Here is a 17,958-nt window from a genome sequence, read left to right as displayed (position 1 = left end):
ACTCAAGGGGTAGACAATACGGATTCATCATATCAAAGGAGGATTTATTCGAATGGCAGTTACTACTTACTATGAAAAAGATGCAGACTTAGCGGTACTTAAAGGTAAAACGATTGCAGTTGTTGGTTATGGTTCCCAAGGGCACGCACAAGCACAAAACTTGCGTGACAGCGGATTGAACGTTATTATCGGACTTCGTGAAGGTCGTTCATGGAACTCTGCAAAAAATGATGGTTTCGAAGTTGTATCCGTTGAAGAAGCAGCAAGACGCGCTGACGTGATCCAAATCTTGATGCCGGATGAAACACAAGCTCGCGTTTACCGTGAGTCCATTCAACCGAACATGAAAAAAGGCGCAGCAATCATGTTCTCCCATGGTTTCAACATCCATTTCGGACAAATCGTAGCTCCTGAAGGTACAGATGTATTCTTAGTAGCTCCTAAATCCCCAGGTCACATGGTACGTCGTACTTATGTTGAAGGCTTCGGCGTTCCTGGCTTGATCGCAATCGAGAAAGACGCTACTGGCAACGCAAAAGCAATCGGTCTTGCTTATGCAAAAGGTATCGGCTGTACACGTGCAGGCGTTATCGAAACTTCTTTCCGTGAAGAAACAGAAACTGATTTGTTCGGTGAGCAAGCTGTTCTTTGTGGTGGTGCTTCTGAACTGGTTAAAGCAGGTTTCGAAACATTGGTTGAAGCTGGTTATGCACCTGAAATGGCTTACTTCGAGTGTCTACACGAGCTGAAATTGATCGTTGATATGATGTATGAAGGCGGACTTGCTTCCATGCGCAGCTCCATCTCCAACACAGCTGAATACGGTGACTATGTAACTGGACCTCGTATCATCACAGCTGAAACGAAAAAAGCAATGAAAGCTGTTCTTACTGATATTCAACAAGGTAAATTCGCTCGCGACTTCATCTTAGAAAACCAATCCAACTTTGCTTTCATGAACGCAACTCGCCGCAATGAAGCAGAGCACCCAATCGAAGTGGTTGGTAAAGAACTGCGCGAAATGATGCACTGGATCAAAAAGTAATCATAAGTACTTATTTATAGCAATACCTTCCACAGGGAGTGATTGAGGAGAATTTCCCAATCACTCCCTGTGAATACTATAAAGACGAGTAAAAATTGGCGAGGTGCCTTTTAATCCTTCGAAGAACAACCCAGTGGAGGGCTCAGTGTTTGCTGGAGAAGCGTAGCGTTCGCCTTTGAAAACGTGTCCCAACCTTTGGTTTAAGTGGATGAGGGGACGTGTTTTCAAGAAGTGATCGGAAGCAAATGCTGAAGACCGGAACGGTCAGGGGTTTCAGCTTCGATGGTTAATAGAACAATCGAAATCTTTTAGGAGGTGACATGGTGCGCAAAATCTACATCTTTGATACAACGCTTAGAGACGGAGAGCAATCGCCAGGTGTGAACCTGAACACGCAGGAGAAAGTCGAGATCGCGCTGCAGCTTGAGAAGCTTGGCGTTGATCGTATGGAGGCTGGTTTCCCGGCTGCATCACCTGGTGACTTGGCTGGTGTGAATGCCGTTGCGAGAGCCGTCAGGAATGCCTCTGTTATCGGCTTGTCCCGCTCAAAGGAGAGTGATATCGAGGCCGTTCGTGAAGCGCTACAGGGCGCTCAGGACCCGTGTATTCATCTTTTCCTAGCGACGTCTCCTATTCATCGTCAGCATAAGCTGAAGATGGAGAAACACCAAGTGCTGGAGACAGCCGAAGCAGCGATTAAATATGCGAAAAAGTTTTTCAGCAAAATCGAGTTTTCACTCGAAGATGCTGGTCGTACAGAGCTGGATTTCATCGCAGAAGTAACAGCAATGGCTATTCGTGCTGGCGCTTCCGTGGTGAATATTCCGGATACAGTCGGATTTATGACTCCGTACGACTACGGTAATATTTTCAAAATGCTGAAGGAGACCGTGCCAGGCATTGAGAAGATTCAACTGAGCGCGCATTGCCATGACGATCTCGGAATGGCGACGGCTAATGCGCTAGCGGCAGTACTTAATGGTGCCGATCAAATCGAAGGCACCATTAACGGCATCGGCGAGCGAGCGGGCAACACCTCGATCGAGGAAGTTGTGATGGCGCTCGAGACGCGCCAGGATTTCTACCAAGCGAAAACATCGCTTGTGCTGAAAGAGATCTACCGCACCAGCCGTTTGGTCAGCAAACTGACCGGCATGGTGGTGCCAGGCAATAAGGCGATCGTCGGCGCTAACGCGTTCGCCCATGAGTCCGGCATCCATCAGGATGGAATGCTCAAGGAGAAAACGACTTACGAGATTATTTCCCCTGAAACCATAGGGGTCAAGGAAAGTAAGCTCGTAATGGGTAAACACTCCGGACGCCACGCGTTCCGTGAGAAGCTAATTGATCTCGGCTACGACCTCGGAGACGAGCAAGTGAACGCGGCTTTCGCCAAGTTCAAAGATTTGGCAGATCGCAAGAAGCAGGTTGAAGACGAAGATATTCGCGCATTGATCGAAGAAAAATTGATCGAGACGCCGGAAATTTTCGCGCTAGGCACGCTTCAGGTTGCTTATGGCAACCAGATGACACCAACAGCAACGGTACATGTTCGCTTCCAGGACGGTACTGAAGTGGCTGAAAGCGCGGTCGGTAACGGCTCGGTTGATGCGATTTACAATGCGATTGATAAAGCAACGAAGGAAGACGTCGAACTGGATGACTACTCCATCAAATCCGTATCCCACGGGAAAGATGCATTAGGCGAGGTTCACGTTGTTCTTAAGCAGAACGATGTAGCCGTTCAAGGTCGCGGTATTTCCACGGATATTTTGGAAGCAAGCGCCAAAGCGTATTTGGACGCTGTGAACAGGCTCATTGATAAACGCAAAACCCCAACAAGCAACAGAAGCAACGTCACGTTGATTTAATAACCTTGAGTCCACGGCACCACCCAGATAAGCACCTCACCTCCAAGCATAGCGAGGAGGGGTGCTTTCTACAAATGCGAAAGGATGCGTCCATTTATGAAATATCGATTTTCTAAATCGCTTGAAGGTTTCTCATCCTCGGCGGTAAGAGAAATTCTCAAGCTGACACAAGGCAGTTCGATTATTTCTTTTGCCGGCGGATTGCCTGCTGAAGAGTTCTTTCCCTTGGACGCGGTTGCTGATGCGTTTCAAAGAGTGATTGGCGGCGGGAAGTCAGCGCTGCAGTATGGTTTGACCGAGGGGTATAAGCCACTTCGTGAATCCTTATGCAAGCGAATGGCTGCTAAGAATATGCAAGTAACACCTGACGAGATGCTGCTGACGACGGGTTCTCAGCAAGCGATTGATCTTCTTACGCGTGTTTATATTGATGAAGGCGATGTCATTCTTGTTGAAAGCCCAACCTATTTGGCGGCCATTCAAGTATTTCAAGCCAAAGGCGCTAAGATTTATTCGGTTGATAGCGATAATGACGGTATGATTCTTGAAGATCTAGCGGCCAAAATTGCGAAGCACAATCCGAAGATGGTTTATGTCATTCCGACCTTCTCTAACCCGGCAGGCCGTGCATGGAGCTTGGAACGTCGTCAAGGCTTACTGGATATTTGCCGCGGCGCGGAAGTGCTTATTTTGGAAGATGATCCGTATGGAGAAATCCAATTTGACGAAAGCGAAAGATACCCATCCATCTTCTCTTTGGGAGGGAAAGCCGAAGGCGGGAATGTTGTTTATACCAGCACATTCTCCAAAACCGTCGCGCCTGCCTTCCGTACAGGATGGGTCATGGGCGATGAAACCGTTATTCGCCAAATTGCTCGTTTTAAGCAATCTGCGGATCTACACTCCAGCACAATTGATCAGCAAACGCTGTATCATTTGCTTGAGCACTTTGATCTCGACGCACATATCTCCTTAATTCGTGAGCAATATCTGGATCGAATGAAATTCATGTCAGGCCTATTGAAAGATTTAAACTGGCCTGGACTGAAGTGGGAAGAACCGAAGGGCGGCATGTTCATCTGGGTGGAGCTGCCGACGCATATTCGTGCCGAAGATCTGCTGAAAATTGCGGTAAAAGAAGGCGTAGCGTTTGTACCAGGATCCACTTTTTACGCCGAAAATCCACAATACAACACAATGCGCCTGAATTACACACATACGGATCGAGCGAACACAATTCTTGGTATGCAGAAATTAGCTAAGGCTATGGAATCATATCTACAAAATGCATAGAAGATAACGCACCCTCATGCGAATTGGTCGTCAAAGACCATCAGTAGGAGGGTGTTTTTTTGTGATCCATATTGGAAATACAGAATCCAAAGAGCTGCCTATCTCCAGGTATCTTCTATAGGGATTTGGCGGATCATTGACATGGAATATATTACAAATTATGATAAAAGGAGGACAATGGAAAGGATTGGTGACTTCATGTGGATACAGATTTCCAATTATTTGTTCATGGGTTCTTTATTATTGCTGATTGTAACTTTTATTGCAAAAGGTGCATCGAGTCAGGGATTTACTAGTTTGACTGGTTTGGGCGGCACTAGCGGGTCAGCCACTGATTTGACTATGGAACATAATCAAAAGAAACATTTTCAATTCCAAGATTCATTGGTTGGTAGAATCGTAAAGTCTTATCTCTTTTGGATATCCATTACGGGTATTCTTATTTCCATCGTTATCTCAAAGCTCTAAGGTCATAAAAAGCCGCCAAGTCAGCAAGTTATTACTGGCATTGGAGGCTTTTTTGCTCACAATGATCGAAGAAATTGTCTGTTGTTGAAGGAGGCTTATCTTTGCTTAAACCCATCAACCGAAGCCGAGCAAGAATATTCCTGGGTAAAAAAGTGTATCGACTTAAAAGGTATCTTCAGTGGTTTTTGGATGGTAAGACATATGCCAAGGAGAAGCAAGCAGAGTCTCTCCCTTATCTCCTATTTTCACATAAAACACCACTCCTTAGACAGCTGAAGGATGTAGATATGTGGTTGCAACATAATAAAGTGATTAATCTAAAGATCGCAGCCAAGCAGTTAAACAGTGTCATTCTGAAGCCAGGAGAAACATTCTCCTATTGGCGGTTAATTGGCAGTACGACACGGCGTAAAGGTTATCTGGAAGGCATGATGCTTTCTCATGGGAAGGTGCAGGCGGGCATCGGAGGTGGGTTGTGCCAGCTTTCGAATTTAATCTACTGGATGACACTGCATACGCCACTTACCGTAAAGGAAAGGTATCGCCATAGCTATGACGTATTTCCGGATGCAGGTAGGAGTCAACCTTTTGGAAGCGGAGCAACTTGTTTCTACAATTATGTAGACTTGCAAATTTTTAATGAGACGACGGAGGAGTTTCAACTCGTTATCCGGGTAACGGATACTCATTTGGTTGGGGAGTGGCGTGCTGTTAGGCCACCCATTCATACTTATGAAATTTACGAGAACAAGCATTGGATCTCGCGCGAATACTGGGGCGGTTATGTTCGTCATAATGAGATACATCGCAGAGTGCTGAACTCGGAAGGTGAAATCATTGGTGATGAATGGGTGACTGAGAATCATGCCATAATGATGTATGAGCCTCTATTGCCGCAAGGCACAACATCAACTGCAAATCCAGAAAATTTATCGTTGTAACCAAGATAAACGGGAATTCTAACCTTCTATTGAAGCTGTTTGGATGATAATCCAGATGGCTTCTTTGCTTTTGTTTACATGACCTTGGTTTCCGAATAATTTTGCCTATATATGGGAAACTATTGGGTACATGATATCAGAAGGGTGGTGCAGGATGGGGACGATCCGTAGATGGTTAAATGGCATAAAATCAGCTCCAGTCAAGAAATCATCTGATCATCTTAATCATCTTAATCATCCGATTTCGGGGACCCTAGAAGATAACCTAATTATCCTACACGCCTTATTTAGTCATGCCCCAGATCTTGTTACTCGTAAGTTTCAATTAAGAACTGGGGGCAATGCTGTACTGGTTTATTTGGAAGGGCTTATTGATAAATCAGCGATTAATAATAACATCTTAACACCGCTCATCTATGAAATCGAATCGGTTAACGATATTTGGAACTCTTCCATTACGATTGCAAAAACAGAAATTGTAAGCTTATGGTCAGATATTGAAAACTCGATTTTCCAAGGTAAGAGCATCCTGCTTATTGATGGGCAGATGCGTTCGCTTGTTTTACATACGCAAGGATGGCCTCAAAGAGCGATTAAAGAGCCGCAAATCGAATCGACGTTAAAGGGGTCGCATCAAGGATTTGTGGAGACGTCCGGGCAGAATATTGCCCTTATCAGGCGCTATCTTCCTAATCGCGAATTGAAAATAAAAGAATATTTCGTCGGATCACGGGGAAATACGAGAGTTTCTGTGATGTATCTCGAAGATGTTGTACAACCCGATTTCGTGAAAGAAATGGAGGACCGTCTGCTGCAAATTGATGTGGATGCCATTCTAAATACGGGGGAATTAGCGGAATTTATAGAAGATCATCCAATAAGTCTTTTTCCACAATTAATCATGACGGAACGTCCGGATTCTGCAGCAGCTCATATTTTGCAAGGAAGAATAGTCGTCATTGTCGACCATTCACCCAGTGTGATCATTGCTCCTGTGACCTTTTCGGCATTCTTTCAAAGTGTCGATGATTACAGCAATCGCTGGATCATAGCCACTTTTCTACGTCTATTACGTTTTCTAGCCTTAATTACGACGATCTCCTTATCGGCTGTATATATAGCCATTGTTTCGTTTCATTATGAAGTACTACCTTTGGATTTGTTGATATCGATCGGGGAATCCAGAGCAAAGGTGCCTTTTCCTCCGATTGTAGAGGCATTTCTCATGGAGCTAGCCCTAGAGATGTTAAGAGAAGCTGGTTTGCGTCTTCCAGGCCCTATAGGACAAACAATTGGAGTCGTAGGGGGTATTGTCATCGGACAGGCGGCAGTTCAAGCGGGAATTGTAAGTAATATTATGGTGATTATCGTTGCTATCACAGCTATTTCCTCTTTTATTATCCCGGATTACGACATGTCATCTTCTCTGCGATTGCTCCGTTTTCCCATGATGATTATGGCCTCTTTGTTCGGTATGGTAGGCATTGTGATAGGGCTGATGATTATTGGGGCACACCTGATTTCAATGGAATCTTTTGGGATTTCCTATGGAAGTCCAGTTGCTCCAATCCGACTGTCTGATTGGAAAGACGTATGGATTCGGGTCCCCATGTGGAAAATGAAAAAACGCCCGCTCTCAGCTGATCCAACTCAACTACAAAGACAGGGAGCAAACAGAGAAGGTGAAGATCAACCATGAATAAATATTCGTTCAATCAAATTTCTTTGAAACAATACATCTTTATTATATTTGAAACGCAAATCGGGATCGGTGTCTTATCCCTTCCCCGCGATATAGCGAAAACTGCCGGTAAGGATGGATGGATATCCATTTTATTGGGTTGGATATTGTCTATCCTGTTAAGCTTAATCATCATTCGAATTATGGAGAAAAACCCCGAATATACGTTAATCGAACTTTTATCTAAATACTTTGGCAAATGGGTGGGTAAAAGTTTATCTGTTTTTTGGATTCTGTATGCGGCATTTGCAGCAAGTGTGGTTATGTTTTCAACGATCCATATCATAAAGGTATGGATCATTCTGGATATTCGTGACTTTATCTTGATGATCCTGTTCGTCATTCCCATCTATATGATTGCGAAGCATGGAATAAGGGTGATCGGGATCTTTGCTGAGTTAGTTTTTCTGGTTTCTTTGTGGATGCCTTTCTTGTTGTTTTTTGCATTCAAGGATACCCATTGGATTTTCCTTCTTCCAATCGGTAAAGAAGGATTGCTTCCCATTCTGTCTACCGTAAAATCAACGATCCTTTCTTTCCTTGGATTTGAACTGGCTTTCATTCTATATCCGTTTCTAAAGGACAAAAAATCCGCGACCAAGGGAATTGTAATTGCAAACTCTTTATCCATGTTTGTATTTTTAATGGTGACAGTTATAAGTTTTGTTAGGTTTTCTCAAGATCAAATTAAAGACTACGCTTATCCCACGCTCAACTTATTGAAGCTCATTCGATTGCCGTTTTTAGAGCGGTTGGAGATCACTTTTCTTTCCTTTTATTTGTTTCTTCTATTTATGACGATCATCCCCTACCTCTACACAGCTGTGCTGGGAGCAAGTCAATTATGCGGCAAGCAGGATCATCGAAATGTTTTACGAATACTCGTGTGCCTATGGATTTTAGTGTCTTTCTTTTTCCACCCTTCTTCTTCCCAAATCATTCAAATAGGCAAACCATGGGGGATGGCAGGTACCTATTTCGCTTTTGTGTTCCCCATTTTGTTATGGATCTACGGATGGTTGTTTCATCTCGCTAGAAAGGAACAGAAACAATGAAGAAATGGCATGGCATTTTCTTAACATGGGCAGCTTTATTATGGTTAACCGGGTGCGGCAAGGCCGTTTATATAGAGACTCAACGGTTTCTTCTTATTGAGGGTATAGATTTTGATGAAGAAAAGAAGTTGGTCGTCTACACTTCAAGTCCTGTCTTCAGTAACGTAGCTAAGGATAGATATAAAATTACAAGCACAACTGCGGATACGATGCGTGAATCGAAGAAAAAACTCGAGTCGAAACTAAGCGGTAATATTGCAGCTGGAAAATTGCAAAGTATTCTTATAGGAAAAAAAATGCTGCAACAAACCAATGTAATACCCTACTTGGATGTCTTCTATCGCGATCCCAAAAATGAAATTAATGCAAATTTGATTGTGGTTGATGGATCTGTGAAAGAGGTGATGTATACGAATATGAGTGATAAAGGCCGAATCGGTGCTGTGATCAAGCAATTGACAGAAAGCACATATAAAAGCAGAATTTCAGTGCTAACTACACTGCTGAAATTCCATCAACAAATGACGGATAATGCAATAACGCCAGGCATAACTGAAATGAGAGTAGAGAAGAATGATCTCGTTATTTCAGGGACCACTCTTTTACATAAAGATGGTACCTATGCTGCTTCTTTGAATAAACAAGAAACTTCTCTACTTCTATTGTTACAGCGCAATAGGAACAATCCTATACCGTTAACGTTTCACCTTCCTCCTGAGATGTTTCATACGGATGAAGAAATGTCTTATGTGAGTTTCAATATGAATAAGGTAAGGGTTAATTTCAAGACAAAGTTCGAAGGAAACCATCTTACCATCGATATCCAGATGAAGGTTCCGATCGATTTAACGGAACGCATGTTTACCTTAGACATGGAAAAACAGAGCAAACTGTTGGAACTAGCGATTGAACAAGAACTAAAGAAAGAATGCCAGGATTTAATCAAGAAAACTCAAAAGCATCAAGTCGACCCCTATGGTTTTGGGATTTATGTGAGAGCGCACGATTATAAAAACTGGAAGAAGGTAGAGGACAACTGGGGAAAAGCTCTATCTGAAGCAACAGTTAATGTTTCACCTAAAGTTGCCATCAAAAGTATTGGAGTTTTCGAATGAACAAATATTCGATGAATCAGATCTCCTTGAAACAATACATCCTTATTATATTTGAAACCCAAGTTGGGATCGGTGTCTTATCCCTTCCCCGCGATTTAGCTAAAACAGCGGGTACCGACGGATGGATATCCATTATATTGGGTTGGATTTTGTCTATGCTGTTTAGCTTGGTCATCATACGAATTATGGAGAGAAATCCCGAGTATACATTATTCGAACTTTTATCTAAATACTTTGGTAAGTGGGTGGGTAAAGGGTTAGCAGTAGCATGGATACTCTTCGCGGCATATTCAGCAATTACAATCATGTTTGCAACGATTCATATCTTAAAGATATGGATCGTTCCGGATATACGGAACTTCATCCTAATGATCCTGTTTATCGTTCCCATCTATATGATTACCAAGCAAGGAATAAGGGTGATCGGGCTCTTTGCTGAATTTGTATTTATGGTCACGTTGTGGATGCCTTTCATGTTGTTATTAACACTAAAGGATATAGAGTGGATGTACCTGCTTCCGATTGGAAAAGGAGGATTGTATCCTGTTCTTTCTAATGTAAAATCAACCGTATTTTCTTTCCTTGGATTTGAATTGGCTTTCATTCTTTATCCTTTTCTAAAGGATAAGAAATCAGCATCCAAGGGAATTGTTATTGCAAATTCCTTATCTATGGTTATCTATTTAACGACTACAATCGTCTGTTTTGTTAAATTCTCTCCAGTTGAGGTGACAGAATACATTTATCCTGTGCTCAACTTATTGAAAGTTATCCGATTGCCTTTTTTGGAACGGCTGGAGATTATCGGCCTGTCCTTTTATTTGTTTATCATATTTATGACGATTATTCCTTACCTCTACACGGCTGCGCTAGGAACAAGTCAATTGTTTGGCAAGCAGGATCATCGAAATGTATTACGAATAAATATGATCCTATGGATCGTAATGTCATTCTTTTTTATCCCTACTTCCTCTCAAATAATTAAAATGGGCGAATCACAGGAGACTATAGGTTTATGCTTCGCTCTTGTGTTCCCCATTTTCCTTTGGATTTACGGATGGCTTTTTCATCGCAGAAGAAAGGAACAACAATTATGAAGAAATTCAGTACCATTTTTTTAACTGTAGTAATTTTATTGTTTGTAACGGGGTGCGGTAAAGCCATTTATTTAGAGAATCAACAGTTTGTTCTTACAGAGGCTATAGATTTTGATGAGAACAATAAGCTAATCGTATACACGTCAACTCCTGTCTTCAACAAAGAAGCCACGGATAGATATAAGATCACTTCAACAAGTGCTAAAACGATGCGCAAATCAAAAGGGGAAATTAATAGTAAGACAAGCGGCAACCTTGCTTATGGAAAATCGCAAAATGTGCTTATAGGAAAAAAACTGCTGCTGCATAGAAACGCATTCCCCTATTTGGATGTTCTCTTCCGCGATTCCCGAAATGAGATTAATGCGAGTGTGATTGTAGTTGATGGGACCATTAAAGATGTGATGTATACGAACATGAGTGATAAAGGCATAATCTCCAATGTGATTAAACAAATGCTAGATAGCGCATATAAGAGCAGGATTACCGTGCAAACTTCACTACAGCAATTTCACCAACAAATGAAGGATAAAGGAATGACGCCTACTTTAACGGAGATGAAAGTAGAGAAAAATGACCTCGTTATTTCAGGTACTGTTCTTTTACATAAAGACGGCACCTATGCGACTTCTTTGAATCATCAAGAAAGTTCTCTGCTCCTATTATTACAGCGCAATGTGAATAACCCTATACCGTTAACGTTTCACTTACCTCCTGAAATGTTCCATACGGATGAAAAGTTGTCCTATGTGGGTTTCAATATAACAAAGGCAAAGCCTAAGATGAAGGCGAATTTTGAAGGTGGCGATCTTACAATCGATATTAAGATGAAGGTTCAGATCGATTTGACGGAGCGCTTGTTTACCTTAGATTTAGATGAGAAGAAAAAACAGCTGGAACAAGTCATTGAAAAAGAGTTGAAGAAAGAATGCGAGGCTTTAATCAAGAAAGCTCAAAAATATCAAGTAGATCCTTTTCAGTTTGGTATCTATGTACGCGCATATCAGAATAAAGACTGGAAGAAGGTAGAAGATAACTGGGCAAAAGCGCTATCTGAAGCAACAGTCAATGTTTCACCTAAAGTAATCATTAAAAGCATTGGTGTTTCTGAATAGTCCTTGAGAAATGTTAATAGGTGATACCTATAAATGCGATAGCTTTTATATCTAAAGAAGAGGGGCTACTTATGATACAATGTTAGCAGTATATAACGATAGTAAATGCTTTCAATAGCAGGTTTACTAATCTAAGGAGTGAATGGCAGTCATGGCAGATGTGAAAAAAATTGCTGTAATCGCTGGAGATGGCATTGGTCCAGAAGTCGTTGCAGAAGCGGAAAAAGTATTGAAACGTACCGAAGAATTATTCGGTTATCAATTTGAAACAGAGCACGCCTTATTCGGCGGGATTGCGATTGATGAGAAAGGGACGCCACTTCCGGAAGAAACGTTGAAGGTTTGCCAATCGGCAGACGCTGTACTTCTTGGAGCTGTTGGCGGACCGAAATGGGATAACAACTCCAAAGAGCTTCGTCCTGAAACTGGTCTTCTCGGTATTCGTAAAGCGCTTGGACTTTTCTCGAACATTCGTCCAGCTTTCATCTTTGACTGCTTGAAAGAAGCTTCCACGTTGAAGCCTGAAGTGCTGGAAGGAACGGATTTGATCGTTGTTCGTGAATTGACTGGCGGGATCTACTTCGGTGAGAAATTCCGTCGTGAAACAGCAAATGGTCAAGAAGCTGTCGATACTTGTGCTTATAATGTTACTGAAATCGAGCGTATTGCTCGTCAAGCATTTGAAATCGCACAGACACGTCGCAAGAAGCTTGCTTCTGTAGACAAAGCGAACGTTCTGGAAACTTCCCGTCTATGGCGCGAAACTGTGAACCGCATTGCGGTTGATTACCCGGATGTTGAGCTAGAGCACGTGCTCGTTGATAACTGTGCGATGCAATTGCTGCGCCGCCCATCCAGCTTCGACGTCATCGTGACTGAAAACATGTTCGGCGATATTCTGAGTGATGAAGCAGCTATGCTGACAGGTTCCATCGGCATGTTGGCATCCGCTTCTCTTGGCGAAGGCGCCTTCGGCTTGTACGAGCCGGTACATGGCTCCGCTCCGGATATTGCAGGTCAAGGCATCTCCAACCCAATCGCAACCATTCTTTCCGTAGCATTGATGTTCCGTTTGACTTTCGGTTACCACGAAGCAGCGGATTCCATCGAGCGTGCAGTGAAAGAAGTGCTGGATGCGGGTCACCGTACAGGCGACATCGCGGTTGACAAGAGCAAAGCAATCGGTACTCTTGCAATGGGCCAACTGATCGTAGACGCTATGCGTAAATAATAAAGAGCTTGCCCGACGAGGCCGTAGAGGCTTCGGGGGGCGAGCTTTTTTTGAATTTTATTGGAGGGTTAGGGATTTTTTGGAGAAATGGAGAAATGGAGAAATGGAGAAATAGATTGGAAGTTGCACGGTGTACAACAATTCACACGCCCAAAGGCCATTTTGCAACTTGAAGTTGCAGATTGTACAATATTTTGCTCCCATTTGTTGTGAAATCACCTGTATGGGGTGGAAGTGTTGTACATTGTACAACAACGAAGGGAAAGAAGCGAGATTTAGGAAGCAATTGTTGCATTTTCTACAACATCATTCAACTACGAACCGGATTCATTCATCTCAATTGAGTCTATTTGACGATTGATCCTGATTAAAGACTCCGTCTATTATGAACTTTGTTTTCTTGTTAAGCTTGCTTCGAACATATCAATGATATAGAGGAATCTTTCGGCCTCTCGAAACACATGGTCAGCAAGTAAAGGATGAATGATGCTTTTTATACGACAAGCTTCGATCAAATCCCTTGCAGTCTTTTTGAAATCTCGCAGAGAAACAACAGAAACCCGATTCTGATCAAGGAATTGGTCGAGAAGCGGCTCCGTTTGAGATTGAGGGCGCATTCCGCTTAAATCAACAGCTTGAAAGAGCAGTTGGTCAAAATCTTGACTAAAGTGGCGAGCTTGCTCAACTAGTTGTCGTTCGGACGGATCAAGGAGATGTCCGATGAACTTCGCATGGTCAGCCATTATTCTCAAAAAGAAAACATTTTCATCAATGATTGCATCGGGCAGCGGTTCTAATCGACCAGCATTCAATTCCTCTAATCGATTTCTAAAATAATTGGCCTCTCTACTGGTATGATCAACCAATAAAGGGAAATTGTTACCGCCTGGAAGTTTACATTGGATGATGAGACCTAAAACCCTTCTTTTAAAAGCCCAAATATGGGTTGCCGCTAAGTGAGCTTCCATGTTAAAGCGTATGATCTGCTCAGGATCAGTTAACTCTGTGAATGCATGAGATTTGCCTTCTATTTGTTCAAAAGTATGATAAAAATGATCTGCTTCTTGGATTAATTGCGTATCCTCACACCGAAATCCCAGCTTCAGAAATAAAGAATGCTCTTTCATAATACGTGACCAGAACCGTATCTCATCCAATGAACGACTAACGAACTCATTTGACAATTTTGACACTCTCCTCAAGAAGTAGTCTGATACCCTATGTATAATCTTCACGGGAGGCGCTTATGCAGATGTCGTGAAAATAGGACAACGGATGACTGCGATTGATTTGAGAAGTAAAAAAAGAACAAGGAGCGGCTCGCCGTAGCAAACTACTCATTGCTCTTGTTGGTTTATTTCCTATTACCTAAACTCAGGCGGAGTTCTCCGAGCAACATGCGTTAAAATGGCCGATTCAATCACAGCTTTGCGCACTTGTATCACAACTTGCTCATTGAAAATACTAGGGATAATGTAATGTTCGTTGAGCTCTGCCCCTGAAACGACGGAAGCAATCGCTCTCGCCGCGGCGCATTTTCTACCTTAACGCTCATCTTATTAGCCTCCTAATATAGGGATCTTTGAGCAGAGCTCAAAGTCTCTCCGCTTAGGGATCTTTGAGCGGAGCTCAAAGTCTCTCCGCTTTGGGATCTTTGAGCAGAGCTCAAAGTCTCTCCGCTTTGGGATCTTTGAGCGGAGCTCAAAGTCTCTCCTTTTATATGTTGAAAAATACTCTTAAAAAAAGAGCCCTCCATGTAATTAGAGGGCCCCACACTGCCTTAAATTTTGCGGGACGTTAATTTAGCTTGTGTAAAGAGCAACAGGTAGTCATAACCGCCTGCTTTGGAATCTGTACCTGACATATTGAATCCGCCAAACGGGTGTACACCGACTAATGCACCTGTACATTTACGATTGATGTATAAGTTGCCGCAATGCACGGTCTCAAGAGCTTCAGTGATACGTTCTTCGTTCGTGGAGAAGTAAGAACCGGTCAAACCGAATTCAGTGTCATTGTACATTGCGATTGCTTCCTGCCAATCTTTCGCTTTCGTAATAGCGAGCACGGGTCCGAAGATCTCTTCTTGCATAATCCGCGCTTTGCCGCTTACATTACCGAACACGGTCGGTTGGATGTAATAGCCGTTTCCTTCAGCCTTCTCACCGCCGGCAAGCAGAGTGCCTTCTTGTTTCCCGATTTCGATATATTCCAAAATTCTTTCGTACGAAGTCTTATCGATAACTGGACCTGCAGCGAAATTGTTTTCTGGCAGCCCGATTTGCAGTTGTTTCGTCAAAACGGCTACTTTTTCTACAACTTGGTCATACACGGATTCCACAATAACCGCTCTGGAACCAGCTGAACATTTCTGACCTTGGAATCCAAACGCTGATGCGACAATCGCGGATGCTGCTGCATCCAGATCAGCCGTTTCATCGACGATAATGCCGTCTTTTCCACCCATTTCAGCAACGACGCGTTTGATCCAAATCTGACCTGGAACCGTGTCCGCGGCCAACTTGTTAATACGTAGACCAACCTCTTTGGAACCCGTAAAGCTAATGAAACGAGTCTTCGGATGTGTCGTCAAGTAATCGCCAACTTCAGCGCCGCTTCCCGGAATGAAATTGATAACACCGTCTGGAAGTCCTACTTCTCGCATCAAAGCAACAAACTTGTGCGCAATGATTGGCGTTGTGGAAGCAGGTTTAAGAAGAACCGTATTACCTGATACAACGGCAGCAGTCGTCATGCCCACGCAAATAGCGAGTGGGAAGTTCCACGGCGGAATAATGACGCCAACGCCAAGTGGGATATAGGAAATTTTATTGTCTTCACCGGCAATTTTGGTTAACGGTTGAGTTTCATTGATTTCGCTCAAACGAATGATTTCCCGAGCGTAGAACTCGATGAAATCAATAGCTTCCGCAGTATCTACGTCAGCTTCTACATAGTTCTTACCTGATTCCAAAATCATAAGTGCAGAAAATTCATGCTTACGTTCACGCATAAGCGCTGCCGCTTTAAACAAATATTCCGCCCGCTCTTTAACATGAACACGCTTCCAAGATTCGAAAGTCTCCAAAGCAGCGACCATTGCTTTTTCCGCTAGTGCTTGATTCGCTTTGCTCACATAACCAATCACTTCATCCACATTGCCTGGGTTAATGGATTTGATTTTCGCTTCAGTAACTACTTTCTCAGATCCGATATAAAGCGGGTACTCTTGACCTAATTCTGATTTCACTTTCACAATAGCGGCTTCCATAGTTTGCTTATTTTCATCCAAAGAAAAATTAGTGAACGGTTCGTTTGCATAAGGGGTTACTTTTGTAAATGTGCTCATATTCATTCTCCTCTCCCTTTGCGGGCCTATTTAAACATATTTTTAAGAACAAACCAGGCATTCGCTGGCCGCTCGGCTAACCGTCTCATAAAGTATCCAAACCAATCGACACCATAGGGAACATAGACGCGGACACGGTAGCCTTCTTTAACCAATTGCTTCTGCATCTCTTCACAAATGCCATAAAGCATCTGAAATTCGAATTGATCTCTGGAGATTCCATTCTCACTTACGAATTGTTTCGTGAAGTTGATGATCACTTCATCATGGCTGGCAACAGCCGTATAATGACCATTTTTCAAATGCATTTGAATGATTTTTTTATAATTTTCATCAACGTCTTTCTTTACTGGAAAAGCAACTTGAGGGGATTCCTTATATGCCCCTTTAACAAGACGCAAGTTGGCACTCAGCGCACTCAAATCCTGGATATCTTGCTCCGTTCGGAACAGATAAGCTTGAATCACGATCCCTACATTATCGAACTCTTCTCGAAGCTCCCGGTAAATATCCAGCGAAACTTGGCAGTGCGCGTAATCCTCCATATCAATCCGAACAAAATTGCCATATTGGCGCGCTCGATTCAGAATTCGTTTCATATTGTTTACGCAAAGCTCTCTGCTGATATCTAGGCCGAGTGATGTCATTTTCAAAGAAAGATTGGACCGTACACCTGAGCTGGCAATGGCATCTAATGTTTGTATGCACATATCAGCGGACAATGTAGCTTCTTCTTCACTAAAGACGAATTCTCCTAGATGGTCTAAAGTCGCGATTCGACCATCCTTATTGAGCCCGCTTACAGCATCAATGGATTGTTTGATGGTTTCACCAGCTACGAAGCGGGCGGCTCCAAAACGAAGGCCGTACTTTTTGGCTAATCGATTCGCAGAACGGCTCTTGCCCAATGATTGAAACATGTTTCTCAGCATCATTTCCATGTATGATTCCCCCAGAAGAATTGAACAATGTTGTTTAATTGTATGAGAGAAATATACACCATTATTTTTATTTTGAACAGTCATTGTTTAAAAATAAGGGAATTCGGATAAAATTGTTGAACATTTTCGTTGAATAACTATTTTCTTACACGCTATGCAAGTAGAGATTTGACTACTTCTGGGACTAACCTTTTTCATGATTTATATTTTTTAGAGGGTGGGGGAGGTGACGAAGCTTATTTTCGATAGGATAGTAAGTTACGGATTTATGCTAGGTTAAGTGAAATAGAGTAGTGGAAGAAGTGCATAATCATTCGATTAGGGGCATTCATAACTCTAAAATGCGATGGTCATTCAGCTTTTGTGAGTGAAGATAGGCTATATGTTGTATGTTTGTACAACAATTCACACGTCAAAAGGCTATATTACAGCTTAAAGTTGCATTTCGTACAACATTTTGAGCATATTTGTTGCGAAATGATCTATTTGGGGCCTAATTGTTGTATATTAGAGTCAATTTCATAATTCAAACCTCTTGCTACATAAGGACTTATAGCGCATTCAAAAACAGTCACCTACCCAAGGCATCCATTAGGTTCCAAGATATCATGTTATTCTCCGTTTAAGCATTACAAATCAGGGCATTAAAACGGATAAATCCCTTTCTGAATTCTGTAACTACCGAAACTACACTTC

At 42.6% G+C, this 17,958-nt stretch carries 14 protein-coding genes and 1 pseudogene; 11 read left to right on the top strand and 4 right to left on the bottom strand.

Features of this window, described 5'->3' with window-relative positions; all coding sequences use genetic code 11:
- Positions 1 to 52: 52 nt before the first annotated feature.
- The 11 genes from ilvC (at position 53) to leuB (ending at position 12,972) form a co-directional block, all read left to right on the top strand.
- Positions 53 to 1,045, top strand: a complete 993-nt coding sequence (ilvC, locus tag ASG85_RS25675; RefSeq protein ID WP_047681140.1) for a ketol-acid reductoisomerase — start codon at positions 53 to 55, stop codon at positions 1,043 to 1,045.
- Positions 1,046 to 1,368: 323 nt separating this feature from the next.
- Positions 1,369 to 2,916 (top strand): 2-isopropylmalate synthase, encoded by a 1,548-nt coding sequence (locus ASG85_RS25670; protein ID WP_060648138.1) that lies wholly within the window; start codon positions 1,369 to 1,371, stop codon positions 2,914 to 2,916.
- A 96-nt stretch (positions 2,917 to 3,012) separates the two neighbouring features.
- Positions 3,013 to 4,209 (top strand): PLP-dependent aminotransferase family protein, encoded by a 1,197-nt coding sequence (locus tag ASG85_RS25665; protein WP_060648137.1) that lies wholly within the window; start codon positions 3,013 to 3,015, stop codon positions 4,207 to 4,209.
- A gap of 177 nt (positions 4,210 to 4,386) precedes the next feature.
- Entirely contained in the window at positions 4,387 to 4,677 is a 291-nt protein-coding gene (locus ASG85_RS25660) for a hypothetical protein (protein WP_057304661.1), read from the top strand.
- A gap of 101 nt (positions 4,678 to 4,778) precedes the next feature.
- Positions 4,779 to 5,618, top strand: a complete 840-nt coding sequence (locus ASG85_RS25655) for a VanW family protein (RefSeq protein WP_156396804.1) — start codon at positions 4,779 to 4,781, stop codon at positions 5,616 to 5,618.
- 154 nt (positions 5,619 to 5,772) lie between these two features.
- Entirely contained in the window at positions 5,773 to 7,317 is a 1,545-nt protein-coding gene (locus tag ASG85_RS25650) for a spore germination protein (protein ID WP_057304663.1), read from the top strand.
- Entirely contained in the window at positions 7,314 to 8,414 is a 1,101-nt protein-coding gene (locus ASG85_RS25645; protein WP_060648124.1) for a GerAB/ArcD/ProY family transporter, read from the top strand. The genes ASG85_RS25650 and ASG85_RS25645 overlap by 4 nt, the downstream gene beginning before the upstream one ends.
- The gene (locus ASG85_RS25640) at positions 8,411 to 9,529 is read left to right on the top strand and encodes a Ger(x)C family spore germination protein (RefSeq protein ID WP_057304665.1); all 1,119 of its coding nucleotides are present in this window, start codon (positions 8,411 to 8,413) and stop codon (positions 9,527 to 9,529) included. The genes ASG85_RS25645 and ASG85_RS25640 overlap by 4 nt, the downstream gene beginning before the upstream one ends.
- Positions 9,526 to 10,626, top strand: a complete 1,101-nt coding sequence (locus tag ASG85_RS25635; protein ID WP_057304666.1) for a GerAB/ArcD/ProY family transporter — start codon at positions 9,526 to 9,528, stop codon at positions 10,624 to 10,626. The genes ASG85_RS25640 and ASG85_RS25635 overlap by 4 nt, the downstream gene beginning before the upstream one ends.
- Entirely contained in the window at positions 10,623 to 11,741 is a 1,119-nt protein-coding gene (locus tag ASG85_RS25630; RefSeq protein ID WP_057304667.1) for a Ger(x)C family spore germination protein, read from the top strand. Before ASG85_RS25635 ends, ASG85_RS25630 begins: the two co-directional genes overlap by 4 nt.
- Positions 11,742 to 11,892: 151 nt before the next feature.
- Positions 11,893 to 12,972 carry a 3-isopropylmalate dehydrogenase gene (gene leuB, locus ASG85_RS25625; protein WP_057304668.1) on the top strand — a complete coding sequence of 360 codons (1,080 nt, stop codon included), beginning with the start codon at positions 11,893 to 11,895 and terminating at the stop codon, positions 12,970 to 12,972.
- 383 nt (positions 12,973 to 13,355) lie between these two features.
- Here the strand turns inward: leuB and ASG85_RS25620 are convergent, their stop codons facing one another.
- The 4 genes and pseudogenes from ASG85_RS25620 to ASG85_RS25610 form a co-directional block, all read right to left on the bottom strand.
- Positions 13,356 to 14,156: a DUF2935 domain-containing protein gene (locus ASG85_RS25620; protein WP_057304669.1), complete on the bottom strand. Its 801-nt coding sequence runs from the start codon at positions 14,154 to 14,156 to the stop codon at positions 13,356 to 13,358.
- Positions 14,157 to 14,336: 180 nt separating this feature from the next.
- Positions 14,337 to 14,510 (bottom strand): annotated as a pseudogene (locus ASG85_RS39400) (NAD-dependent malic enzyme); the annotation flags it as partial.
- A 242-nt stretch (positions 14,511 to 14,752) separates the two neighbouring features.
- Positions 14,753 to 16,321 (bottom strand): L-glutamate gamma-semialdehyde dehydrogenase, encoded by a 1,569-nt coding sequence (gene pruA / locus ASG85_RS25615; RefSeq protein ID WP_060648123.1) that lies wholly within the window; start codon positions 16,319 to 16,321, stop codon positions 14,753 to 14,755.
- Positions 16,322 to 16,347: 26 nt separating this feature from the next.
- On the bottom strand, positions 16,348 to 17,262 hold the full coding sequence (locus tag ASG85_RS25610) for a proline dehydrogenase family protein (RefSeq protein WP_060648122.1): 915 nt from the start codon (positions 17,260 to 17,262) through the stop codon (positions 16,348 to 16,350).
- Positions 17,263 to 17,958: the final 696 nt, after the last annotated feature.

Source organism: Paenibacillus sp. Soil724D2 (assembly GCF_001427935.1).
In the GTDB taxonomy this organism is placed as follows: Bacteria; Bacillota; Bacilli; order Paenibacillales; family NBRC-103111; genus Paenibacillus_E.
The sequence above is the reverse complement of the archived record's forward strand: the minus strand, read 5'-3'. Positions and strand labels throughout refer to the sequence as shown.